Source organism: Ruegeria sp. D6, assembly GCF_056534365.1.
In genome coordinates this window covers 1,191,793-1,215,301 of sequence record NZ_JBQFPH010000001.1, presented here as the reverse complement: position 1 = coordinate 1,215,301, position 23,509 = coordinate 1,191,793, and the positions used below count along the sequence as shown (strand labels likewise).

General features: G+C 56.2%; 23 protein-coding genes. 11 read left to right on the top strand and 12 right to left on the bottom strand.

Features of this window, described 5'->3' with window-relative positions; genetic code table 11:
- Nucleotides 1-18 precede the first annotated feature (18 nt).
- From ACR0A1_RS06085 to ACR0A1_RS06040, 10 genes are all read left to right on the top strand, one after another.
- Nucleotides 19-1,203: a hypothetical protein gene (locus ACR0A1_RS06085; RefSeq protein WP_480736393.1), complete on the top strand. Its 1,185-nt coding sequence runs from the start codon at nucleotides 19-21 to the stop codon at nucleotides 1,201-1,203.
- Complete coding sequence (locus ACR0A1_RS06080; protein WP_170465420.1) at nucleotides 1,203-2,582, top strand: aldehyde dehydrogenase family protein; 1,380 nt, start codon at nucleotides 1,203-1,205, stop codon at nucleotides 2,580-2,582. Before ACR0A1_RS06085 ends, ACR0A1_RS06080 begins: the two co-directional genes overlap by 1 nt.
- Nucleotides 2,579-3,202, top strand: a complete 624-nt coding sequence (locus tag ACR0A1_RS06075; RefSeq protein ID WP_170393272.1) for a BMC domain-containing protein — start codon at nucleotides 2,579-2,581, stop codon at nucleotides 3,200-3,202. The genes ACR0A1_RS06080 and ACR0A1_RS06075 overlap by 4 nt, the downstream gene beginning before the upstream one ends.
- Nucleotides 3,202-4,383, top strand: coding sequence for a malate dehydrogenase (locus tag ACR0A1_RS06070; RefSeq protein ID WP_480866640.1), 1,182 nt, complete (start codon nucleotides 3,202-3,204; stop codon nucleotides 4,381-4,383). Before ACR0A1_RS06075 ends, ACR0A1_RS06070 begins: the two co-directional genes overlap by 1 nt.
- Nucleotides 4,380-4,790 carry a Rid family hydrolase gene (locus ACR0A1_RS06065; protein ID WP_480866638.1) on the top strand — a complete coding sequence of 137 codons (411 nt, stop codon included), beginning with the start codon at nucleotides 4,380-4,382 and terminating at the stop codon, nucleotides 4,788-4,790. The genes ACR0A1_RS06070 and ACR0A1_RS06065 overlap by 4 nt, the downstream gene beginning before the upstream one ends.
- Nucleotides 4,791-4,886: 96 nt before the next feature.
- Nucleotides 4,887-6,167 carry an ABC transporter substrate-binding protein gene (locus tag ACR0A1_RS06060; protein ID WP_170393270.1) on the top strand — a complete coding sequence of 427 codons (1,281 nt, stop codon included), beginning with the start codon at nucleotides 4,887-4,889 and terminating at the stop codon, nucleotides 6,165-6,167.
- Nucleotides 6,168-6,232: 65 nt separating this feature from the next.
- Nucleotides 6,233-7,084, top strand: a complete 852-nt coding sequence (locus tag ACR0A1_RS06055; RefSeq protein ID WP_170393269.1) for a branched-chain amino acid ABC transporter permease — start codon at nucleotides 6,233-6,235, stop codon at nucleotides 7,082-7,084.
- Nucleotides 7,085-7,086: 2 nt separating this feature from the next.
- The gene (locus ACR0A1_RS06050; protein ID WP_170393268.1) at nucleotides 7,087-8,034 is read left to right on the top strand and encodes a branched-chain amino acid ABC transporter permease; all 948 of its coding nucleotides are present in this window, start codon (nucleotides 7,087-7,089) and stop codon (nucleotides 8,032-8,034) included.
- Nucleotides 8,031-8,762, top strand: a complete 732-nt coding sequence (locus ACR0A1_RS06045; protein WP_170393267.1) for an ABC transporter ATP-binding protein — start codon at nucleotides 8,031-8,033, stop codon at nucleotides 8,760-8,762. The genes ACR0A1_RS06050 and ACR0A1_RS06045 overlap by 4 nt, the downstream gene beginning before the upstream one ends.
- A complete protein-coding gene (locus ACR0A1_RS06040) occupies nucleotides 8,762-9,469 on the top strand; it encodes an ABC transporter ATP-binding protein (protein WP_170393266.1) in 708 nt (235 codons plus the stop codon). Before ACR0A1_RS06045 ends, ACR0A1_RS06040 begins: the two co-directional genes overlap by 1 nt.
- Nucleotides 9,470-9,476: 7 nt before the next feature.
- Here the strand turns inward: ACR0A1_RS06040 and ACR0A1_RS06035 are convergent, their stop codons facing one another.
- From ACR0A1_RS06035 to ACR0A1_RS06015, 5 genes are all read right to left on the bottom strand, one after another.
- Nucleotides 9,477-10,229: an outer membrane protein gene (locus tag ACR0A1_RS06035; RefSeq protein ID WP_480561591.1), complete on the bottom strand. Its 753-nt coding sequence runs from the start codon at nucleotides 10,227-10,229 to the stop codon at nucleotides 9,477-9,479.
- A gap of 80 nt (nucleotides 10,230-10,309) precedes the next feature.
- Complete coding sequence (locus ACR0A1_RS06030; protein WP_480866634.1) at nucleotides 10,310-11,554, bottom strand: DUF3179 domain-containing (seleno)protein; 1,245 nt, start codon at nucleotides 11,552-11,554, stop codon at nucleotides 10,310-10,312.
- A gap of 45 nt (nucleotides 11,555-11,599) precedes the next feature.
- A complete protein-coding gene (locus ACR0A1_RS06025; protein WP_480866632.1) occupies nucleotides 11,600-13,267 on the bottom strand; it encodes a sulfatase-like hydrolase/transferase in 1,668 nt (555 codons plus the stop codon).
- Nucleotides 13,268-13,366: 99 nt separating this feature from the next.
- The gene (locus ACR0A1_RS06020; RefSeq protein WP_170405371.1) at nucleotides 13,367-15,007 is read right to left on the bottom strand and encodes a sulfatase-like hydrolase/transferase; all 1,641 of its coding nucleotides are present in this window, start codon (nucleotides 15,005-15,007) and stop codon (nucleotides 13,367-13,369) included.
- Nucleotides 15,004-15,282 (bottom strand): hypothetical protein, encoded by a 279-nt coding sequence (locus tag ACR0A1_RS06015; RefSeq protein WP_480866631.1) that lies wholly within the window; start codon nucleotides 15,280-15,282, stop codon nucleotides 15,004-15,006. The genes ACR0A1_RS06020 and ACR0A1_RS06015 overlap by 4 nt, the downstream gene beginning before the upstream one ends.
- Before the next feature lie 239 nt (nucleotides 15,283-15,521).
- Here ACR0A1_RS06015 and ACR0A1_RS06010 point away from each other — a divergent pair, with 239 nt between their 5' ends.
- Nucleotides 15,522-16,739: a tetratricopeptide repeat protein gene (locus ACR0A1_RS06010; protein ID WP_480866629.1), complete on the top strand. Its 1,218-nt coding sequence runs from the start codon at nucleotides 15,522-15,524 to the stop codon at nucleotides 16,737-16,739.
- Between the two features lie 11 nt (nucleotides 16,740-16,750).
- Here the strand turns inward: ACR0A1_RS06010 and ACR0A1_RS06005 are convergent, their stop codons facing one another.
- The 7 genes from ACR0A1_RS06005 to ACR0A1_RS05975 form a co-directional block, all read right to left on the bottom strand.
- A complete protein-coding gene (locus ACR0A1_RS06005; RefSeq protein WP_170393260.1) occupies nucleotides 16,751-17,365 on the bottom strand; it encodes a TetR/AcrR family transcriptional regulator in 615 nt (204 codons plus the stop codon).
- 83 nt (nucleotides 17,366-17,448) lie between these two features.
- Nucleotides 17,449-18,318 (bottom strand): polyphosphate kinase 2, encoded by an 870-nt coding sequence (gene ppk2 / locus ACR0A1_RS06000; RefSeq protein ID WP_480866627.1) that lies wholly within the window; start codon nucleotides 18,316-18,318, stop codon nucleotides 17,449-17,451.
- Between the two features lie 48 nt (nucleotides 18,319-18,366).
- Nucleotides 18,367-19,320 carry an alpha/beta fold hydrolase gene (locus ACR0A1_RS05995; RefSeq protein ID WP_480866625.1) on the bottom strand — a complete coding sequence of 318 codons (954 nt, stop codon included), beginning with the start codon at nucleotides 19,318-19,320 and terminating at the stop codon, nucleotides 18,367-18,369.
- On the bottom strand, nucleotides 19,310-20,227 hold the full coding sequence (gene metA, locus ACR0A1_RS05990; RefSeq protein WP_170393257.1) for a homoserine O-acetyltransferase MetA: 918 nt from the start codon (nucleotides 20,225-20,227) through the stop codon (nucleotides 19,310-19,312). The genes ACR0A1_RS05995 and metA overlap by 11 nt, the downstream gene beginning before the upstream one ends.
- Before the next feature lie 38 nt (nucleotides 20,228-20,265).
- Entirely contained in the window at nucleotides 20,266-21,138 is an 873-nt protein-coding gene (locus ACR0A1_RS05985) for an ATPase (protein WP_170421305.1), read from the bottom strand.
- 49 nt (nucleotides 21,139-21,187) lie between these two features.
- Complete coding sequence (locus ACR0A1_RS05980; protein WP_170732023.1) at nucleotides 21,188-22,084, bottom strand: DMT family transporter; 897 nt, start codon at nucleotides 22,082-22,084, stop codon at nucleotides 21,188-21,190.
- 97 nt (nucleotides 22,085-22,181) lie between these two features.
- Entirely contained in the window at nucleotides 22,182-23,408 is a 1,227-nt protein-coding gene (locus ACR0A1_RS05975) for an OmpP1/FadL family transporter (protein ID WP_170393255.1), read from the bottom strand.
- Nucleotides 23,409-23,509: the final 101 nt, after the last annotated feature.

Below are 23,509 nucleotides of genomic sequence, written 5' to 3'. Positions count from 1 at the left end.
CTGTCTTGAGGAGACGCTATGTCAGCCGGTTTCGAGGAATTCACACGTGCAGCGACACGTGGCTCAACCCGGGGTGCACCTGAACATCCCAAGCTCGACCGGATATCGGTGTTGGGCGGCGGGGCTGATGCACGCCTGTTGGCCGCTCTTTGCCTTGCCGAAGGGGCTGAGGTCACCTTGTTTTCGGCCTATGGGGCCGAACTGTCGCTGTTGGCCCAGTCCTCGGGCATTTCGCTTCGCGGTGAAGGTCCGGTCGGGACCTATCAAGTCGATCGGGATGGGCCGTCGGTGCGCACAACCGCTGAGCTGGATGCAGCGGTGCGCGATGCACAGGTGATATTCCTGACCGGACCGCTTCACAAACAGCGCACTTATGCGATGGTGCTGGCCGATCACCTCAACGACGGGCAAATCTTGGTCCTTGCGCCAGGACGATCCCTGGGGGCTGTGGAAACAGCCTGGCTATTGCGGATCGGAGGCTGCGCGGCGGACGTCACGCTGGTCGAGGTTCAGGGTCTGCCATACTGGTTCCGTTCCGAGGGCGCAGCTTTGACGCTTTCGCAGGCGGCACCGATGGCTGCGGCAACCTTGCCGCGCGGTCGGGAAGAAGTTCTGGACGCCGTGTCCGCCTATTTGTCCAACGTTCAGGCGGTCGACTCGGTTTTGTCGTGCGGCTTCAACGATCTGTCGGCCGCAGTCGAGATACCTGCGCTGATCCTCGGCGGTGCCGCAATGGGGACAGGTGGTCCTGACATTCCAATGGGTGGTGTTCCGCTTGAGGATAACCAGACCTTTGTGTCTCTGATTGGTCCAGACCAGGCAGAGGTCATTCAGGGTCTTGCAGACGAACGGCGACGCATTGCTGCTGCGTTTGGAGTTCGCAACCTGCCGGAGACAGGGCAGTGGATAGCCACCTTTGCCGGCGCCGAACGTGGCTCGGGCGCGCGTCCGATCCCGGATCAGCAAACGTCGCGCGGTATGATGCGGGATGGCGTGTTGGGCTCGCTTGTACCTTTGGTCTCAGCGGGTGAGCTTGCGGGTATCCCGAGCCCGTTGACGAACAGCCTGATCGCGATGTCCGATCGAATTTTGGGGGCGGATGTGGCTGCCGCCGGACGGCGCCTCGAAGCCATAGGGGTTTCAGCGGGCGACGTTGTTCAAGCGCGCCGTATCTTTGACACCATCGTCACCGGAGCTTCTTGATGGATGCAGATCTGAAATCAATCGCCGCCGCACGGCGTGCCGCAGATAGCGCTTTCGAGGCTTATCGCGCCTTTTTGGGCACCGACCCGGCGCAGGTAGACGCAATAGTCGACGCCATGGCGCGCGCCATCGAGCCCGAGGCCGAACGGCTGGGGCAAATGGCCGTCGAGGAAACCGGATATGGGAATGTGCCGGACAAGCGCGTCAAGAACCTGTTCAACGCGCTTTCAGTCGCGGATTATCTAAGAGATGTGACAACGCTGGGATTGCTTTGGCGCGATGATGCGACAAAGATCGCAGCCTTCGGTGAACCGATGGGCGTTGTGGCAGCTCTGATCCCGGTGACGAACCCCACTTCAACGATCATCTACAAAGTGCTTTCTGCGGTGAAGGCAGGCAATGCGATCGTGTGTGCGCCGCATCCGCGTGGTGTGAGTTGTGGCATCGAAACGGTGCGAATTATGGCGCGCGTGGCTGAACAAATGGGCGCGCCCAAGGGTCTAATCCAATGTCTGGATTCCGTGACAATTCAGGGCACAGCCGAGTTGATGAAACATCGCCGCACCTCGGTTGTGATGGCAACCGGTGGTCCGGCCATGGTCAAAGCGGCGTATTCCAGCGGCAAACCCACGCTCGCGGTCGGTGCGGGCAACGTGCCGTGTTACGTACACAAGTCGAAAGCTCGCGATCTGGCGGAAGTCGCCGAGATGATCGTGACGTCGAAGAGCTTTGACTACGGAACCGCCTGCGTCAGTGAGCAGGCCGTCGTCGCTGATCCCGAGATCGCACGTGATTTGCGCCACGAGCTTAAATTGAAAGGTGCCTATTTCTGCACACCGGCCGAAGCGGATCGTCTTGCCGGGGTGATCTTCAAAGGCGTGCAGGCCATGGACCCTGAGAAGGTGGGGCAAAGCCCGCAGGCGCTGGCGGATGCCGCCGGTTTTTCCATCCCACCACGCACCCGGTGCCTTGTTTCGGAAGAGACAGAAGTAGGTTGGCAGCGCCCGCTGTCTGCAGAAAAGCTGAACCCCGTTCTAGCGTTCTACGCGGCGAAATCCACAGACCATGGGATCGAGCTGGCGCAATCAATCGCCAAGTTCGAAGGGTGGGGTCATTCCTCGGTCATCCATTCGGACGACCCTGAGATCGTGGCCCGTTTTGCCACCGTGCCGACGGGTCGGGTACTGGTGAATACACCGGGCATCATGGGCGGTATGGGATATTCGACTGATCTGGAACCATCCTTCATGCTGGGCACCGGCACGTGGTCAGGTTCGATCACTTCGGACAATGTGACAGCCCTGCATCTCATCAACATCAAACGGGTTGCCTACGAAAGCAGGCCCTGGCGCGACATTTACGAGGAGTATGGCGCATGAGCGAGATTACCATCCGGGCGCTGATGCAGATCGACAACCTGCAACCAAAATTCGCCGCCTATAACGGTGCGACGGTGCAAGGGTCGGTGCCCTTGTCCGGGGATACGGTTTTGATCGGAGAGTTTGCGCCGGGTAACGGAGTATTCTCGCTGATCGACCGGGCGCTCAAGGCATCTTCGGTTGAGGCGACAACACAAATGGTCGAGCGCGAGTTCGGGTTCTTTATCCTGCGGTCTCCGTCGAATGCGGAGGTGTCCGCTGCGCGCGATGCGATGCTGGCAGAGCTCGGCGCAACAATGTCTGACCGGTTGAAACCGGCGATCAGTTCCACGCAGATTATCACCAGCGTCGAACCCTATCAGGCGCAACTGCTGAACAAATGGCGCAAAGGGGCTCTGATCGTTCCAGGGCAGACGCTGGGCATCGTCGAATGTGCCCCGGCAGCCTATATCTCGATTGCCGCGAATGAAGCGGAGAAGGCGGCAGAGATCGATATTGTCGAAGTGCGCGCCGTGGGGCGTTTTGGGCGGTTGTTCATTTCCGGGTCGGAAAATTCGGTCAAAACCGCCGTCGAGGCTGCGACCCGCGCCATCGAGGCGGTGGACGGGCAAGCCAACTGATGGCAGCGCCGCGCGTCATAGGTTCAGAGGCGGTCGAAGATGCCCGCCGTCGCGGTCGGATCGTGTTTGAAGTCCTGCCCGACGATATCGTGACGGCCTTGGCACGCGAAACTGCCGAGCGTGTTGGCATAAAGCTTGTCGACGGACCGCTGGAAAAGCCACAACCAACGCGTACAGACGCTGCTATTTCAATGCAGCGGGTGTTGTATCGCCGCTCGCCAAAATGGGTTGCTCCGGTGCGTGCGAAACACAACGCCCGAAGGCTTGGCAAACTTGCCATGATCGGGGCAGGGGGCGTCGGGGGCAATGTGGCGCATCTGGCGGCGATGCAGGATATCGCGGATGAGATCGCGCTGATCGATATTGCGCCTGGAATGGCCGCTGCTACGGCGTTGGATCTGAACCACACGTCAGGCATTACCGGCGCACGGGCACGATGTGTTGGCGGCGAGTCGCTGGACCTTGTGGCAGGTGCTGAGGTGGTCGTGGTGACAGCAGGCCGTGCCCGGCGACCGGGTATGAGCCGCGCGGATCTGATCGATGTGAATGCGCGCGTGATCCGCCAGGCCGCTGAGGCCATACGCTCCGCTGCGCCTGATGCCATCGTCATCGTGGTGACCAATCCGCTTGACGAAATGACCGTAGAAATGCTGCGTGCAACCGGGTTCCCTCGTGAAAGAGTGCTGGGCATGGCCGGTACTTTGGACAGCAGCCGGTTTCGCAACGCCCTTGCTATGGCTGCGGGAGTAGCGCCCGCTGATGTCGAAGCCTTCACGCTCGGAAGCCACGGGGACGAGATGGCGCCAATCCCAAGCCGGGCCAAAATTAAGGGCAGGGCATTGGAGGTGTTTTTATCGCCTGATCAGATTGAGGCTTGCGTTCAGGACGCCGTGACCGGCGGTGGGCAGGTAGTTGCCCTGAAGAAATCCGGTTCCGCAACCATAGCACCGGCGCACGCGTCGATCGAGTTGATCGACCATATCCGGGGCGCACGCACCGGCCCGGTTCCGGTCTCGGTCATGTTGCAGGGGGAATATGGCATCGATGGGGTTGTGCTTGGTGTTCCTGCCCATCTGGGGTCTTCCGGGTTGGTCGAAGTCGAGGAGTTGCGGCTGACCGATCAAGAACAAGCAGCCTTGCAGAAAGCGGCGGATGCCATCCGATCGAGGTTAGGCCTGTGACCCTCCGCATCTGGAAGTCAGGCGGGCGGTTCGAAGAAGATGCGTCTTATTCCCGCGCAAAGCGCATCGGTCCCTTCGTTTGGGTCGCAGGGACCACAGCGATCGAACCCAGCGGGCGTATTCATGCGCCAGGAGATGTGGGCGCCCAGACAAAATACATTCTGTCCCGTATAGAAGAGGCGCTTAAGGCCGTCGGTGCCGAGATGCGCCATGTTGGCCGGGTCCGCGCATATCTGACCGATCTGTCGTGCGCGGGTGAATTCGCGAGCGTTCACGGAGAGGTATTCAAGGATATTGATCCTGTTCTGACAGCCGTTCAAGCCGGGCTGACGCAACCCGGTTTGACGGTGGAAATCGATGTGGATGCGGTAATTCACGACGAAAACGGCGAAATCAGCGGAATCTGAACATGAGTCACCAAGAAAGGATTTGATCGAACTATCGTCTTGTGTACTGTATACAGAATACAAGAAGGGCACAATAAGACACAGGGAGCTAATGTGATGATCAAGACAGCGCTACTCAGCGGAACATGTATCGCGCTTGTGGCCTCGGCGGCCGCAGCTGAAATCAAGGTGGGCTTTATTGGATCTCTTTCCTCAGACACCGGTCTGTCGACGCTGCGTGGTGCAGAGATCGCGATTGAAGAGCTTAATGCGAATGGCGGCGTTATGGGGGAACAGATCACGCTGGTGTCTGCCGATACCGGTCAGGACCCGACTGAAGGTGTGCGGGCCTATGAATATCTGGCGGAAACCGAGGAAGTGGATTTCATCATCTCAGGCTCTATCGATGATGTTTCGTTGGGCTGGCTGCCGCGAATGCAGGAATACCGGATTCCGACGCTGGACACATGGACGTCATATATCGGCATCATCGACATGGTGGTCGAAGATCCCGAAAGCATGGCACCATATTTCATGAACATCGCCTCAGACGAGGCGCTTGCCACGCTTTATATCAATTTCGGTGCGGATGTTCTGAAGGAAAAGATGGGTTGGGACTCCGTTGTCATTCTGGCTGAGGATACAGCGTTTGGCGAGGCAATCACAGGATTGGTGACCGAGGCGCTTGCGCCGGTTGCGGGGATCGAGGTCAAGGACATCATCACCTATGATGTTGCCACCGTTGATTTTGCGCCGATCTTCAGCCGTGCGCAGGACACTGGGGCGGATTTCATCTACCAGGTCTCATCCGTAAATTCTCAGGTGGTCTCGTCGCAATATGTGAAACTGCAGGTGCCCATGGCGATGACAGGGGTGAACGTAGCTGCATTGGGTATGGAATATTGGGAAGACACTGGCGGAGCCGGGGGCGGCATCTCGACCCTGTCACCGATCCCGTCTGTAGGGTTCAAACTTGACCCGGCAAGCCAGACCTTTGTCGACACCTATCAGGCCAAGTATGACAGCCGCCCACTGCTGCCGCATTTCAATGGTTTCAACGCCTACCACGGTCTGAAACAGGCTATGGCTGCCGCGGAAGAGGCGGGTGGCTTCGACAATGTCGAAGGCTGGGCCGACGCAATGAAGAAGCAGGATCTGGTTCTTGAGATGGATGGTCAGCTTTGGCTGCGCTACGCCTTCTGGGGCGATGATGAGGTCGAGCCTGTGACAGGCCGCACCTATCCTCACAACATTCGCTTTGATCTTTCCGAGCCGTTTGATGATGCGGCCCCGTCAATGGTCGTTGTTCAGTGGTATGAAGACGGCACTGCCGCAGTTGTGTACCCCGAGAAATACGCGACGGGCGAATTCACGCTTCCCAGCTGGGTCAAGCCGTAACCCGGTCGCGTCGTTAGCTTGAAACGGGTGCGCGGCAGCGCGCACCCGCAGCCAAGGATCCATTTATGTTGCAGATACTGATTCAGGGGCTTTTGCTCAGCGGTCTCTACGCGCTTATAGCAATGGGGTTTACGCTGATCTTCAGCATAGGCCGCGTTCTGAATCTCGCCTATGGCGCCTATCTGATGGTCGGCGGCTACATTTACTTCTGGATATCGCAGTCACTTGGTATGCCAAAACTCATGGGCGTTGCCGTTGCCGCTGTGCTGGGTGTTTTGATGGGAGTTCTGAAGTACCGCCTGATCGTCAAAACGCTCAAAGGGGATCACGTGGCTGTCGAGATTTCGACGTTGATCCTTGCTGTCGTCATTCAGGCCGGGATCGTTTTGGTCTTTGGCGACAGCAGCAAAATCCTTTTGCCGATTGTCCCCGGTGTGATCAATGTGGCCGGGGCCTCGGTCACGTATAACATCCTGATTGCAACCCTTATTAGCTGGGCAATTCTGCTAGGGCTCTATGCCTTTGTGCGGCTCACACATACCGGACGGGCGATGCAGGCGGTGTCGATGGATGCTAAAGGCGCTGCAATTTCCGGGATCGATCCGGATCGCATCAATCTGATCACCTGGGGTATCTCTGGCGCATTGGGCGCAATCGGAGGCGTCTTCTTTGCCAGCTACACTCAGCTATCGCCATCCATGTGGGTGGCTCCGCTAATCATTTCGGTGGCTGTGGTTATCGTTGGCGGGATCGGATCGATCCTGGGCACTTTGGTGGTGGCGCATATTGTGGGCTTCCTCGAAGTCATCGTTGTGGCGACGCTTGCACCTGAGTTGCGCGGTGTTTTCACGATGCTGTTGATCATCGGGGTGCTGGTCACGCGACCGCAGGGCCTGTTCGGCCGAGAGGAGCTGTGACGATGGGGCTACGCTGGTTTCACTTTGCACTCTGGGGTGGCTTGATCGTCGGAATGTTCCTGCTTCCGCAATTCGTCTCGAACGGGACGATGCGCACGATGATCTTTGCCAACTACCTGGCGATCTTCGCTATCAGCTGGGACGTGTTGTCTGGCCGAACAGGCTATGTGAGCTTTGGTCATCCATTCCTGATCGGTATCGGGGCCTACACCACGGCAATCCTGACCAAGCGCTTTGACGTCGCTGTCGAAATCTCGATCCCGATCGCCGTACTTGTTACCATGATCGCGGGCCTATTGGTGCTGCTACCAGCGCTGCGTATCCGTGGAAGTTATTTTGCGCTGGTCACGCTGGCGTTCATGGAGTTGCTCTACCAACTAGTTCAGGTCATTCGCCCGGATCTGACCGGCGGAACACGCGGCATGTCGGGTATTCAAACTCTGACGCGCGGCGCGGCGAACGGGTATTACCTGTCCACGACGCTGATGCTGGCGATCGCCGTCAGCATGTGGTTGCTGATGAAGACGCGGCTTGGAACGGCCTTGTCTGCCATCGGTATGAACGAAGAAAGCGTGCGCGGCTCGGGCCTCAGCACCACGCGTCTCAAAGCTTTTGCCTTTCTGACAAGTGCGATGATCGCGGGCCTGGGTGGTGCCTTCTACGTTCACTATCTGGGATCGCTCGCGCCGCGTGCGTTGTTTGATATTAACTTCCTGTTCACAATCATCGTTGCGGCACTTCTGGGGGGAACCTCGACCATCATTGGCCCCATGATCGGCGCGTTCTTCATGACATTCCTGTTGGAGTATCTGCGACCGGTCCTTCCTGGCGCCGAACGGTATTTCGTCTACGGAGCCATAGCGCTGCTCCTCTACATGTATCAGCCGAAAGGCATTGTTGAGCTGGTTCGGCGTGGTTTCAAAGGCCTGGGCAAGGGGCGGACGACATGAGCGTGGCGTTACAGGTTTCAGGTCTGGTAAAACGTTTCGGCGGATTAGTCGCGACGAATGATCTGTCGTTTTCTCTCAAAGAGGGCGAGTCGCTTGGATTGATCGGCCCCAACGGGGCAGGCAAGACGACCGTGTTCAGCCAGATCATGGGTGAGTTGCGGCAAAACGGCGGAACGATCGAACTGTTCGGGCAGGAGATTTCGACGCTGTCGACCCCGCAACGCATTCGGGCCGGGGTCAGCCGAACCTATCAGATCCCACGCCCGTTTGGTGATATGAGCGTTGCCGAAAATATCCGGGTTGGCCTAATGCCCGACAATATCTGGCAGATGATCGTCTCACCCCCAGATAAAGAACGTGAGCGAGAGCTTGCGCTCAGCGTCGGGTTTACAGAAGCGGATTTGAAACGAGCGCCAACAGAACTGGCCATGGGTGATCTGCGTAAACTTGAGATGGCGCGCACAATGGCAACCGCGCCCAAGGTGATGCTGCTGGATGAAGTGTTTGCGGGTCTCACCACAGGAGAGATCGCCCAAATCTCTGATCTCATTCAGTCGATGCGCAAAGATGGGATGACTTTTCTGATCGTCAGCCATGATTTGCCTGCGCTTGAGCCATTGGTCGACCGTGCGATCGCCATTGAACGGGGCACCATGATTGCCGAGGGCTCGTTCAGCGAAGTCATGAACGACAAGGCTGTTCAGGCCTCGTATCTGGGGGGCGCGTAATGTCGTATCTGGAAATCGAAAACCTGTCGGCATTCTATGGCAAGGCGCAAGCGCTGACCGACATCTCGATCACCGTCCAACCCGGTGAGATTGTCGCTGTGGTGGGTCCAAATGGGGCTGGAAAATCGACCTTGCTGGACAGCATCATGGGGCTAGTCAAAATCGAGGGCGATATCCGGCTCAGGGGGCACAGCCTTGCCGGTCGGACGCCTTCCGAAATTGTACGACATGGCGTGGGTTATGCGCCCGAACGCTTTAACCTGTTTCCCTATATGTCGGTGCGTGACAACCTAATGGTCGGTGCCTTCACGGCCCGCGAAGACATCCAGAGCAATCTGGCAATGGTACACAGTCTGTTCCCGCGTCTCGAAGAGAGGGAAGGGCAGGAGACCTCGACCCAGTCGGGCGGGGAACGTCAGATGGTCTCGTTCGGACGCGCGCTGATGACCAGCCCCGAGCTGTTGCTCGTCGACGAACCGACGATTGGTCTGGCCCCAAAAATCTGTCACGAAATCGCCGAGGTGGTGCGCAAGCTCAACAAGGAATACGGGCTGACAGTTGTAATCACCGAGCAAAACGCCAACTTCGCGCTTTCGCTGGCGAGCCGGATTTACGTGCTCGAGTCAGGACGCATGCAGACATCAGGCACCGCAGACGAGTTGCGGAATGATAAGCGATTGCTTGAGGCCTACTTTGGCGGTCACTAGAAGCCGCTCAAAAGCGGTAAGTCGCGCCAATCAGTGGACCGGATTGGTCGAACTTGAAATCGTTTCCGTCGATGTCGTGGTCGAATGAGATATAGCGGTATCCACCGCGGATCAGCCAACGATCATTAATCGCATAGTCGGCTGTCAGCAGAACCTGCCATGTCTCGCTGCCACTGCGGAAGCCGCCATAGTCTACAAACCCAGTTCCTGACCATTTGTCCGAGAACTTGACGCGTGCGCGGGCCCCGATCAAGGGATCAGTCCAGCTTGAATCAACCGTTGTTCGACGGCCGGGGGCCGCGCCTGGTTGCAATTCAAAGTCGGTTTCCGTGCTGAACCACCTGAATCCACCGACAATATCCACATTCGCGGTTTGATCCTCGTAGACCCTGTAGCCGACATAGCCGCTGAGAAATTGCGTGGTAAAGGATGTGTCCAAGCCTGAGCTGGCAGGGCCGGGAGTGTCGCTGCTGAAAGACAGATTGGTATAGTTATAGTCGGCCAACAGGGACCACCGGCCATTTGTGGCGGCAAACGCGGCCATGAAAGCAAAATCGAGATTGTCCAACGCATCGGAAAAACTCAGGGTGCCATCCAGTGTACCCATCGGTGTGCTGAGTGAGGTCTCAGTTTCCGGCATGAAAAGATAGATTGAGGCCTCATATGACCAGTCCGACTGTTGGGCCAAGGCCATTGGTGCCATCGAACCTGCCATTGCGAGGCCAAGAGCCAATCCTGTCCACTTTACTGTCACATCCATTTTCCGTCTCCCGCCAAGAACCTTGAATTGATTTCTATTGTCGCCTCATGCCAACCTAGCCAGGCGCATTGTTCGTTCTTTCATGCTGCCACGTCTTCGGATTTGCCTGCGCCGTCACCGACACGATTGATATCGGTGCTGGGAAAAAACTCGGACCAGACATGCCAGAACACGCCTGCGCGCAGCGTTTCGACCCGTTGTAGTTGGCCCTGATCAGACATTCCCCAAAAGTCACATTGGGTCACGGGTTGACCGCTGTCATTGTACCAAACGCCCAAGCTTTCAAATTTTGGATCGAGGCTGACGACGATATCCCGCCCGCCGACACGCGCGTTGACGATCCAATCGTTGTCGACAACGAAATCGTCGGTCCAGCAGGTGGCATCCTGTCCGATTGTGATCCCCCAGACATAGGTTTTATTCGGCAGCCGAGTGTCCGAACGGTCCATGTTGTCCATCACCGGAGCCTCTTCCTGATGCTGGCGGCCAATGCCCCAGCCGAACGTGATCTCGGTCATCATGTCCAGCAGCCGCAGCAAGGGGTTTGGGGAGGGTTTGTTCAAAAACACCTCGCCTTCCGGGAAAGCCTTTTGAAATCCACGGAAGGTCATCCGATAGGTTGGCCAGGGTGTCATCTGCGCTTCGGGCCGCAGAGGGCACGCGAGACCGTGTGCATTTGTGTCACGATCCGCTTCGCGAAAACCGTATATGTGCTGGATGGGCTCGCCAGTATCGTTGTCCCGCAGGATCAGGTTGTTGCCATGCTGGGCGAGAACCTCAAGGTTCAGCCGTTTGCCTTCGATGCTTGGCGCATAGCCCTGACCGAGATTGGCCATGGCGCAATAGGTCATCACGACGTCTTCTCCGCCCAGCCCTTTGTCGTCGCCCGCCAAATGTGGGCGCATGATTTGTGCATCAGGATGGGCTCGGGCATGGCCGTCATTCTCAATCACCATCACGGGGGCAGTCGGCCCGACATATTTGCGGGCCTCGTCGATGGGAAAATACTGCGCGTCATTTAGCTGATTTCTCAGACCTAGATGAACCCAGACATAGGGAAAGCCATAGAGAAGTAGAACAAGTAAAGCGGCAATGAGCCAAAGCCAGAACGGCCCGGCTCCCAGGGCGAAATGCGCGAGCGTTGCGAGAGCAAATGCGCCCAACCCGATGGCAATCAAGCGGTATTCATTGCGGATGAAACGCACCATATTCTCGCGCTTTACCTTCAACAGCATCTGGGACACGTCGCCCAAATCACGGAAGTAGACGAACCCGATCCCAAGTGATCCGATTAAACCCAGTGCGAATAGGAGTAATCCAAGCATGTGATGATCCTAGAAACTTGAGTGAATGACGACGGCGACACCGTGCTATTGCTGCGGGGATTGGCTTTTGACCAGGAAAGCCTCGACCGCTTGTTGGGTTTCGGGGCGCAGGTTCTCGATCCCTTCATAGGGCACGCCATACGCGGGTGGCGTGTCGGGGAATTTCTCTTTGCGGGCCATGTGTCGGCCAAGGATGCGTGCGAATTCCTGCCCGCCCCAGGCGCCAACCTCGGTCGAGACTGAATATTCCTCGCGCGTGTCCCGGTAGAGATCAAAGAACTTTGCCAGAATGGCGCTTTCCCCGGCTCCCGGCAGTTTGAGCTTAAGCTGGTCCTTCACGATCGCCTCGGGTTTGTTCACCGAATAGATGATCACGTGATCTCTGCGCGCTTTGGCTTCGTCCGCAAACAATAGCGCTGCGGATTGATCGACGCCATCCACCAGACGATCCCGCGGGATGTATTGCTCGGCCCCCGCAAAACGTGAAAGCGTTGTATAAAGGTCCGACACGTGAATGATGCTGTTCAGCAAACCATCTGCCTGTATCATCCCCGGCCAGCGAATAAAGGCATCGACCCGAACACCGCCCTCGGTCGTATCCCCTTTGCCACCAGCATATATCATCGGAGTATAGCCAGATTGCGGGGCGTATTTGGTAAAGTGGCCGTTGTCCCCCATGACGATGACGATGGTATTCTCGCTGACCCCCAACTCTGCCATGCTGGCGAACAAATCACCCAGCCACTGATCCAAAAGTTGCATCTTGTCGACATAGAGACCGCCATTCGCGCTTTCGGGACCAGAGCGTCCGGCGCGGGTATTATCCAGAGGGATCATCGGCCAATATTGCAGGAAAAAGGGGGTATTGTCGCTGGCAAGACGTTCAAGCTCTGACAAGGTTTTGTCCTGAAAGGCCTGGTTCATCTCATCGTATTTGGCCGCATTCCAGCGCTCACCGGACTCCATCCGAATTTCGCGAATAGGACCGCCTGTTTCGCCTTCGATGACGGTCATCATCGCTGAGGCGTCCGGCCTGAACCAACCGTCCAGCGTGTATTTGTCATCATAATCTCTGATCGCGACCGAGACCTGCTCTTTGATTGCATCATCATTGAAAATCGTCAGCTGACCCTGCTGGTGAATGGCGTGTTGCGCATAGTCAAAGCCTTGGTTCATCGCCCAACTTTCCGCGATATCCCCCATGTGCCACTTGCCTACATGGCTGGTTGCGTAGCCAACCTGTTTCAGCACTTCGGCCAATGTCACTTCTGCCCCCGGCAGGCCAAAGCCGGCAATATCAACGGTGGTATCACCCATTCCCATGCGTACAGGCAGCCGCCCTGTCATTTGGGCGACGCGAGTAGGGGTGCAAGAGGGTTCGGTATACATCCGAACCATGCGCATCGCGTCGTCGGAGAAATCGTTGATATTCGGCGTCGAATAGCCCCGAACGGCGTTCAACTCGGGTATCCCCATGTCGCCGAATCCCAGATCATCGATCAGAACGCTGATGATGTTCGGTGGCTTACCGTTGTTGCCTTCGCGAAATGCAGCCAGGGCTTCATCCACAGCCATATCATCCTGGGCCCATTGCTCTGCGCGCTGTGCTTGCAAGATATAGAATTCGGCATCGTGTTGGATTGGGTTTTCTTGCGCGAACGTGCTGCGCGCGGCAAGGCCGACGAATAAAACCAATACCCCTGAAATCTTCATTCGATATCCCCCGATCGTGTACTGGGCGGAACGCAAACACTCCTGCCGCTGATTTCACATTAAAACATTATCATATTTAAACAGGAATTTCTGTAGCCTTCACTGCTGCCAGCTGGTGAATACATCGCGAGCCAGTTCAGATTCCGGGCGCAGGTTGTCGATGCCCTCGTAGGGGATGCCGCGCCCGATTTCGGAATGTGGATGTTTCGCGATCATCTTCTGATGGCGTTTGATCATGTCCTGAAACGACGCTCCGGCCCAAAGTGAGTAACCGACCAAAGGGTGCAGTTCGCGTGGATCACGATAGATGTTGAAGGTCGGGGCCGCCGCTCCGGGTTGGCCGGGCGCGGGCAGGTGCATTTTGAATTCCTGCTTGACCACCGAGCGCAAAACCGGGCCTTCATAGACATATACATAATCGCGGCGACCGTTGCCTTCACCGTTCAGCAGCAGGGCGGTCTGATCGACACCATCGATGATGCGGTCGCGCGGGATATGATCAGTCGCGCCTGCGATCCGAGCCATTGTGGTATAGATATCAGACACATGAAAGATATCTCCGGCGGCGCTGTCAGCCTCGATTACTCCGGGCCAGCGAATGAATGCATCCGTGCGTACGCCACCTTCCAGATGTTGGGTCTTACCGCCACGATAGATCAGTTGATTGAGCCCCGAAGTTCCTTCGTAGTGGTACATCAGTCCATTGTCGGCCATCAAAACCACAATCGTGTTGTCGGCTTCTCCGGTTTCTTCGAGCTTGACCAGCAGGTCACCGATCCAGCCATCTAGTAGTTGCAGTTTGTCAGCATGAAACCCGCCGTTGCGAGAGATCGCGTTCTCGGCATAAACGAAATTCAGCGGGTAGAGCGGCCAATATTGCAGGAAAAACGGTTCTTCCTCGGCTGCGGCACGCTCCAATTGCTCAAGAGCCTGACGCTGATACCTCTCGTTCATCGCTTCATACTTGGCTTGGGTCCAGACCTCGCCCGGTGACATATCCACCTCTCGAGCGGTGCCGCCTGCTTCTGCCTCGACACCGGTCACCAGCCCGTAGGGCTTGAAACGTTCATCCAGCAGAAACTGATTGTTCTGCCCCTCGGGCACGTATCCAAGCATGTTATTCGCGCGCATCGCCTCGGGGGTCATGAGGCTCAGTTGAACTTGTTGATGCAGGGGGAAGGCAGCCCAGTCGAAACCTTGATTATGGGGGTAGGCCTGTTCGATATCACCTTGGTGCCATTTGCCGACATGCACGGTGTTGTAGCCAACTTCTTTCAGGATCTCGGGCAGGGTCACCTCGCTGGCTGGAAGGCCTTCGCCTACCAGAGCCACTTTGACTTCTGTCACACCGGCACGCACCGGATGTCGCCCCGTCAGCATTGCCGTGCGGGTCGGCGTGCACGAAGGTTCCGTGTACATTCGCATCAGCGACAAACCTTCGGTGGCGAACTGGTTGATGCTGGGCGTTTCGATGCCCATGACGTAGTTCATCTTGCGATCACCCATCTGACCAAAGCTGATGTCGTCGATCAGGATGTACAGGATATTGGGTGGTTTGCCCCCGTTTGCGTCGCGGATTTCGGCCAGTTTCGCGTCAATCTCAATGTCCTGGGCATCCCAGACCGCGCCGAACTGGGCACGCAGAAATTCGAACTCACCATCGTGAATAATCGGGTTCTGTTGGGCATATGCCGAACCTGCAGTGAGGATTAGCGCGGGCAAAATGTGTTTCAGGGTCATTTCAAGCCTTTCGTTTTATCCATATGCCCGGGAGTATCTGGAAGGTCTGATAGCTTTGCTTCGATAGAGCTTCGCAAATCAGTAACGGTTTCCGCCAGATCCGCGAGGTACCGAGGGCGAACGCCCGTGTCGGAAACAGGAGACAGTGCCAGCTCGGTCATCATCTCCTGATAATCGAGGCAAATCCGGTCGAACTCACTGTCTTGGGCGCGCATGTTTCGCAGCAGAACGGAGGTTCCCGGGAAATGTGCGTCAAAGAAGTCTTCTTCGTCCATCCGCGTTGCCTTCGTAGAAATTGCTCATAAAGCATGCGTTCCCTAGAATATGACTTGAACGTATAAAGCCGCATGCTACCGTAGCATCATGGGGTCAAGCCATTGTCATGAAAGGATAGTTCTTGACTGCCCAGGCGGATAAGAAACAACGTGACACAGCGCTTTCTTTCTCGGATGAGGAGGTGCGAAGTGCTCTTGAGCGGGTATTGAACTCAGGTGGCTTCAAAGGATCTGCCCGAATGCGGGCTTTTCTTAGCTATGTCGTGACCGAAGCGCTTGCGGGCCGCACGGATGAGATCCGCGCCAAGACCATTGCCATGGATGTTTATGGCTACAGCGCCGACGACTTGACCAAGCGGGAAGGGGTTGTGCGCGTCGATGCGGGTCGTGTCCGGCGAAAGCTAAAAGCTTACTACGGAGGTGATGGCGCAACTGATCCCGTGGTGATTTCGCTGCCTGTCGGTAGCTATGCACCCGAATTTACGCTGGGGAGTTCGCAAGCCCAGAACCCACAGGGCATTCGGCGAAGCGCGTTGGTTATCGCGTTCTTTCTGGTTTTGATTGGCGCAGGCATCTGGGTATCAGGCTATTACTCAAAGAATGAGCCACGCAGCGCTGTGGGCCGAGGGCAAAGCGCGATTTATGACGTATCTCCCGCGCGGGTAGAAGCGATAAACCTTTGTAGTGCTGGCCGCGATGTGATGTTCCCCGTTGTTGACCTATCGCGCCTGCAACCGGCTTTGCTGATTTTTGAGACGGCGATTGAACGAGATCCACTCTTTTTCTGCGGCTATGCCGGAGCGGCACAGGTCGAGACCATGCTGGCCATTTTGTTGTTCTTTGAACCGGATGCAGAAAAGTATTTGAAGTCTGCCGATGAAAAAAGCGCCCATGCGATGGATATCGCACCTGATGAGGCTTGGGCGCTTTCGGCGCGGGCCTGGCTGGAATTTGCACTGGGCAATTACGATCGGGCATCGGCCCTGTCTCGCAGAGCCGTTGATCTGGCCCCGACCGATCCGCATGTTGCTGAGTTCGATGCGCTTATTTCACTCTATACTCTGAATTTCGAGCGGATCCTGGCGCAATCTGAATGGTATGAAGAGCTCGCGGAACGCAGCGGCGGGCTTGTCTTTGGCAATGTACTGGGGTCTGCGCATTTTCATACCGGAGACTATGCAGCGGCGATCCGAACTTACGAGGACACGATCGAGCGCGGAGGACCATTTGGGCCGATTTCAGCGGCCTATCTGATGGCCGCACATTGGAACAATGGCGAACAAGTCGAGGCACGGCGTCTCGCCAATGTTTACCAGAAAACTTGGCCTGGTTTTCCGCTGGAGGCCCTGAAGCGCCGCGTATTCAAAGAGTCGCAACCGGTTGATGCGCTTATTGCAGGCGTGAGGGCAGCGGGAGTCCCGTTGATCGACGGCGAGACCGCCCGCGAAAGTGATTGACTGGCACGGTCTTATTCGTCCTGTGCGACCAGACCCAAACCGCGCAGATAGATTCCAATTCCGCTCTCCAGAAGGTCTTCAGGCGGGAAGGGGGAACTTGCGCCGGTATTGCGTGCGAAAAGTTCGACAACACCATGACTCATGGCCCAGATATGGGCGCTGAACATCGAAGCGGGCGGACGCTTCTCCGGCGGAATATGCTGCGACAGATCGCTGGCGGCCTTTTCAAGCACGTTTTTGGCCCGGTTCGCGGCCAGCGCCAGTTCCGGTGTACGATTGATTGAAATCCCGCTTTCGAACATCGCAATATAATAGCCGGGGTGCTTGCGGGCAAAGGCCAGATAGGCGCGGCCCGTGGCCTCAAACGCCGCAAGTGCCGAGGGTTGCCCTTTGTCATAGGCAAATTGCATCAGGTCGGCGAACATCTCAAACCCCTGCCGCGCAGCCTCGGCGATCAGGTCCTCACGCCCTTCGAAATGGCGATAAACGGCTGCGGGAGTGACCCCAGCGGTCTTTGCGGCCTCTGACAATGTAAAACCGGTCGGTCCCTTCTGTTCGATCAGGGATAAGGCGGCCTCCATCAAGGCTTGCTTTAGGTTTCCGTGGTGATATCCGCGTTTCGTCATCCCGGCCTCAGGCGCGTTTTATTATATATATGCAGCGGCTAGGGCGTAATCCAGCATAGGCTGAGCAGAGTGTTGCAATTAGCTTATGCATCCCAGATTTCCGGACCACCACTGATCTTTTCATCCGGCATGCCCACCACTTCCAGGTTTTTGCCTTCGTAGTCGAGTTGGCTTAGCACGGTGCGAATGGCTGCCAGCCGGGCGCGTTTCTTGTCATCTGATCGAATGATCGTCCAAGGGCAGTTTTCGGAATGGCTTCGTGTAAGGGTTTCGGTAATCGACTGGCTGTATTCGTCCCATTTGTGTAGGCCTGCGATGTCGATCGGGCTGAGTTTCCACTGTTTCAGAGGGTCGGTTTCGCGGGCAAGAAAGCGGTTAAGCTGCTCGGCGCGCCCGACATTCAGCCAGAACTTGAAGATATGTATGCCATCGTTGCTAAACCCGGTTTCCAAGGGCAGGACCTGCCTGAAAAACCGTTCACGCTCTTCCGTCGTGCAGAAGCCAAAGACATTTTCGACAACGCCCCGATTATACCAACTGCGATCAAAAAACACGATTTCACCGGCCGATGGGAGATGAGAGATATAGCGTTGGAAATACCATTGGCTGCGTTCTGCGTCCGAGGGTTTGCTAAGCGCCACGTTCCGCGCGCCCCTCGGATTCAAATTCTCGCGGAACCGTTTGATGGTTCCGCCTTTGCCAGCGGCGTCACGGCCCTCGAACAGGATAGCGATGCGCTGGTCATTCTCTTTGACCCATCGCTGCATCTTGACCAGCTCAATCTGCAGACCTTCCATCTGCTGATCGTATTCCTTGCCTTTAAGCTTTTTGGAGTAGGGGTAGGTCGGGTTCAGAATTTCACCCTTCTTGGCCTCTTCAATAGCCGAGCGTATGGGTTCTGGGGCGTGGTTGTGAAAATAGTTCTCGATAGTGTCCGGGTCTGATTGGGTCATGCACGCCTCGCAATAAAATCCATATCTTACTATGAATTACGGATGGGCTTAACGCAAACCCGCGCGCTCGGCTGCGCGGTCGATTGCGGCGGCAACCTCTGGGGCGGCCACAACCTGCGGCATGTGTCCTATGCCGTCCAATTCGATCAGCTCAGCGCCAGGGATTTGTTCGATCAGGCGCTCGGAATGCCAGCCCAGCCCGACAGTCGTATCCGCGGTACCGTGGACAATTTCGGTTGGCACGGAGATCTCGCCATAGCGGGGTTGAAGCTCGGTGATTTCATCCAGCAGATTTGCACGCTGTTTGGCATTTGCGTGCATCGAAGACTGGCGCATGGTCAAGCCCGGCCCGAAATGCTCGGCATATCCTTCGGGGGCTTTTTGCGGTGCAAACACCTGGTCCAACGCCTTCGTAACAAACCAGTCAGGAACAAATGCGCTGACCAAAGGCAAAGCAAGGGCGTTGCCCGCTGTCGTCGCACCAATAGTGTTGAACGCGTCCAGAGGTGTTTCCCACGGGATCGCCGCCGGAGCGATCAGGACCAAAGCTGCGATGTTGTCGGGCCGGGTGACAGCCCAGGCAAGCGAAACCGAACCGCCATAGCTTTGCCCGGCGACGATCGGTTTTTCTGCGCCTAGTTTCGATGCAGCCCGTTGTAGGATTTCCGCTTGTTCGACAATGGTTTCACCGTCGGAGTTAAAGCTATCTGAATATCCAAGACCCGGGCGGTCAAAGACGATGACGCGATAGGTCTCGGCCAGAATTGGGGCCAGCGCAAAAGTCATGTCGCGCGTGTTTCCGCTGGACCCGTGGATAAGCACCACATCCGGCCCTACGCCCATCACGACGGCATGCACAGCAACGCCATCGACATCGACGATCTGGCCTTCTGGCGGAAACGAAGCCTCGGCGCTGCTTTCACGCTGCCCGCTGCGCCATGCGGTCACAAGAGCGAGACCCACAAGCGCAACGCTGAGTGATATCAAAAGCTTACTGGCCAATTTTACTCATATCAAACGGGGTTGTCTGGTAAATTTCATTGATCCAGTTACCATAAAGCAGATGCGCGTGACTGCGCCACCTGTTCTGAGGGTTCTGGCTTGGATCATCGTCGGGATAGTAGTTGATAGGCACATTAATCGGCGTGTTATTTGCGATGTCCCGGTCATATTCCTGTTTAAGCGTATCGCTGTCATACTCAAAGTGATTGAAGATATAGAGCGCCCGATGCACGGGATCTTCGATCAGGCAGGGGCCGACATCATCACTGCCAAGCAAAGTGATCAGATCAGGAACCGCATCGATCTCGTATTGCCGCATCTCGGTCCAGCGGCTGACGGGTATCACGCAATCATCAGAAAAACCACGCAAAAATGGAGACGCGGGTGCTAGGTTCCGGTGCCGGAAGCAGCCAAAGGCCTTCGCATCCAGCATGTGTTTTTCAACGTCGTGGAAATGGTTGATCATCGCCATACCACCCCAGCATACGCCAAATGTGGAATGCACATTGGTCTGGGTCCACTCAAACACTTCGCGGATTTCATCCCAATAGGTGACGTCAGCGAAATCCAGATGTTCGATTGGTGCACCGGTTATGATCAGGCCGTCGAACTTCTGGTCCTTCACCTCCTGAAAAGGATGGTAGAACTCGGCCATATGCTCGGCGGCGGTATTCTTTGTCTGGTGTTCCGTCATGCGGATCAGCGATAGCTCAATCTGCAGCGGGGTCGCTCCGATCAGGCGTGCGAACTGGTTTTCGGTCTGTATCTTCTTTGGCATCAGGTTCAAAAGCCCGATCCGAAGGGGGCGAATATCCTGCCGTGCGGCCTGATCATCAGCCATGACCATGACGCCCTCATTTGTCAGGACTTCAAAGGCGGGCAGGTCGGAGGGGATTTTGATCGGCATTTGGTCACGCTGTTGAAACTGCGAAGGAAGTCTGGAACTTAGGCGGGGTTGGGGCGGGTCTCAAGGGTGCGTTCGATCAACTCATCGAAATCGCCACTATCCCGCACTTTGGCGATGTCATCGGCTGCTATTGTAACGCCCCAATTTCGGGCCATCGCTTCATAGCGTGGCTGCCGGTGCGCCAGCGCTTGCGCATAGGTCCAGCGGATGAATGCATCCGGATCAACCTCGGTGCCGGAACACTTGTTGAGGGCGAGGTATTCGTCCCAAACCCTCTGCAGGAACTCGGCCTTATAGGACATAGGCTTTGGTGCCTTGTCGAAGCGTTTGATCAGTTCTTCAGTGTGGGCTTCATCGCCCTTGATCCAGATCATCAGGGTCTGGCGCGACAATTCAGTCAGAATGTGGTCATTTGGATTGTCAGGCTCTACCCATTCGCAGATTGACCCGCCGGTATCGCAGATAAAGTGTGGATAGCTATAAAGACGGTTGGCCCGATCTATGAAATACTTGGTATCCAACAGGGCATGGATTTCGGCCTGCCGAAACTGGTCTTGCCGCAGCTGATATTCCGAGATTTCAAGGCCGCCCAGATCGGGATTGCCCGGCTTGCCCAGATAAGTCGACACCGGGGTCAGGTTCTGAAACGTGATGTTCGACCCGATATATATTGAATCCGACAGCAAAAGCTCGCGGAGAAAGGGTACTTTCATCGCCTCAGCCTTGGCATTGTCCGCGATATGTTCGCCCATATAGCGGGTGCCGATGCGGTAATCGATTGAATAGTGGAACCAGTCCCCGGCATCTCGCAGCGTGTTTGAGACATAGGATTTTCCCAACCCGGACATACCGAAGAACAACACCTTCTTTCGCGCAGCCTGACGCCAGTCCGTTGCCGAGTTGTAGATCATAATCCGCCGTCCCTTGTTTTGCCCTAGCTAAAACGGGCCGCTGGCGGCGTCAATCGCGTCGGCGAGATCGGCTGAGGATGAGCAAGCCGATCGCCAGTACCGTAAAACCAATAAAAGCACGTGGTGGCAAAGCTTCATCGCGCACCAAAGCACCCATTAGGATTGCGATTGGCGGAATGATGAGCGTTACGAGCAGAACATTGCCGCTGCCTGCTTGTTGCAGCACCCGATAGTACAGCAAATAGGCTCCGGCTGTTGCCAGCAGGGCGTAATAGGCGATTGCCAGCCAGGTTTGCAGGGGCAGGGTGAAGGTTGGAACTCCATCGACCAACAACATAACAGGCGTCATCAGGATCGCAGATCCGGTCAACATACCTGCCGCGGCGATCTGAGGGGGAAGGGCGCTCATGTGGCTACGCGCCCAGATGGCTGCAAACGCATAAGAAAGCGTCCCAGCCAGGATCGCAACCTGACCCAGGTTGCTTGGGTTTAGGTTACTAAACTGTCTGAGGCCAATTGTGATTGAAACGCCCAGAAACCCAAGCCCTACGCCAAGGAGGCGGGTTTTGGTCAGCCTCTCGTCGCGAAAAAACAAGGCCGCCAGAAGGACGCCGAAGATCGCGGTGGCAGCGTTCAGAATCGATGTCAGCCCAGTTTCGACATAGAGCTGCCCCCAGGCCATAAGCGAGAATGGCAGGACATTGTTCAACAGCCCCATGATCAGAAAAATACCCCAGACCTTCGGATCGCTCGGGACCGGTTGGCGTTGAAAGATGATGACGATCCACAACGCCAGCGCTGCCCAAAAAACCCTGTGGAAAACTGATGTTATGACGGGAATCGTATCAAGTGCGATTCGGATCGCAAGGAATGACATTCCCCAAATGACACCAAGGAGTATCAATTCGGACCAAGTGCGAGCTGTGAGTGTTTTCTGAGAAGTCATGGCTTGTTCTGGCATCTCTCAATCAGCATATCGACCCGGAACATGCGAAAAAGCCCCACCGAATTGGCGGGGCTTAATATGCACATTTGCATCTGCTTTAGTTCAGCGCGTAAGTCACCTGAATACCAACGCTCCATGCGCTGTTGCCAGTGAACGTGGCACGGTTATCGGGGCCAGTACCGTTGGCAGTGGCATCCCCAATATCCGTGTAGCGTACACCACCGGAAATCTTGGCCTTTTCAAGAGAGTAAGTGCCGCCCAGACCGATACTCCAGAACCCATCCGTCGGGCCTAGGTTCGAGACCGAGTTCCCCTGAGAGCTCTCGTAACCCAGCGTTACCGCGCCAGAAAATTCTTCGCTGAACTGATAGCCGAGACCCAGTGAGTAGGTCCATGTCGCTTCTTCGTAGTCGACTAGGTTAATACCGGTCAGACCAGTATAGACCGGCGGTGCGTACACGGTTTGCGGCCAGTCAACCCAACGGATCGAACCAAACAACAGGGTTTTTGGCGCGACACCTGTTTGGAAATCGAGATTGACCGATTGAGGCGTCACAACCTCGGTCGATGAATCAGCGCTGACGCGACCCACGACGGGTATGCCGGGTGGTACAATTCCAGTGATGGCATCGTTGGCTTCGGTCTGCGACAGATCATGTGTGATTTTCGAGTTATAGGTCAGAGCGACCCGTGCGGCGATATCTGGCCGTTCCCAAGCAACACCGACAACGTAACCGAAATCGATCTCGGCATCGGTTTCAACGCGGTATCCGCCGGACGCGAATGGTGTTGTGCTTGCACCAGCGATCGGAACTGAAACACTTGCTTTCAGACGCTGGGCGCGGAGACCACCGATAACACTAAAGCCACCATCCAATTTGTAGCGAAGCAAAGCCGTGATCGCATCGGTATCTGCTTTTGCGCGAAGCACGTCAGTTGTTGCTCCGGGAAGACCTGCCAGAGCCAAGACATTCTGCGACAAGGGATAATCCGAAGAATAGTCGATATCCGCGCCAAACGGCTCGTCATAAACCAGCGCGAAGTCGAGCTTTTCGGTCAAAGAAGTCTTGTATGCCAGATGCGGCGTGAAAAAGCTGTTCGAGACATTGCCCGAGTCAATCGTTTCCCCAAACGTCGGGCTGGTCGGGATTTGATCCTCCATCGATCCGCTTACATCCGGCTTTGTATACCCAAGCCGAAACTGCACGACAGATCCCTCTTCGAACAGGATGTTAACACCTTGCCCACTTCGGTCTAGGCCGCCGGCCTGCGCCGCGGTTGCCCCAATGCACAACGCGCATGTGTGCAACAACACTCGTTTCATATATTCCTCCCTACACTGTCCAAATTGCCTGTTATACGCATCCTCATTGGGCGTATTCGGCCTCGTTACCGCTTTTTACTGTCTTAAACTTTAAAATTGGG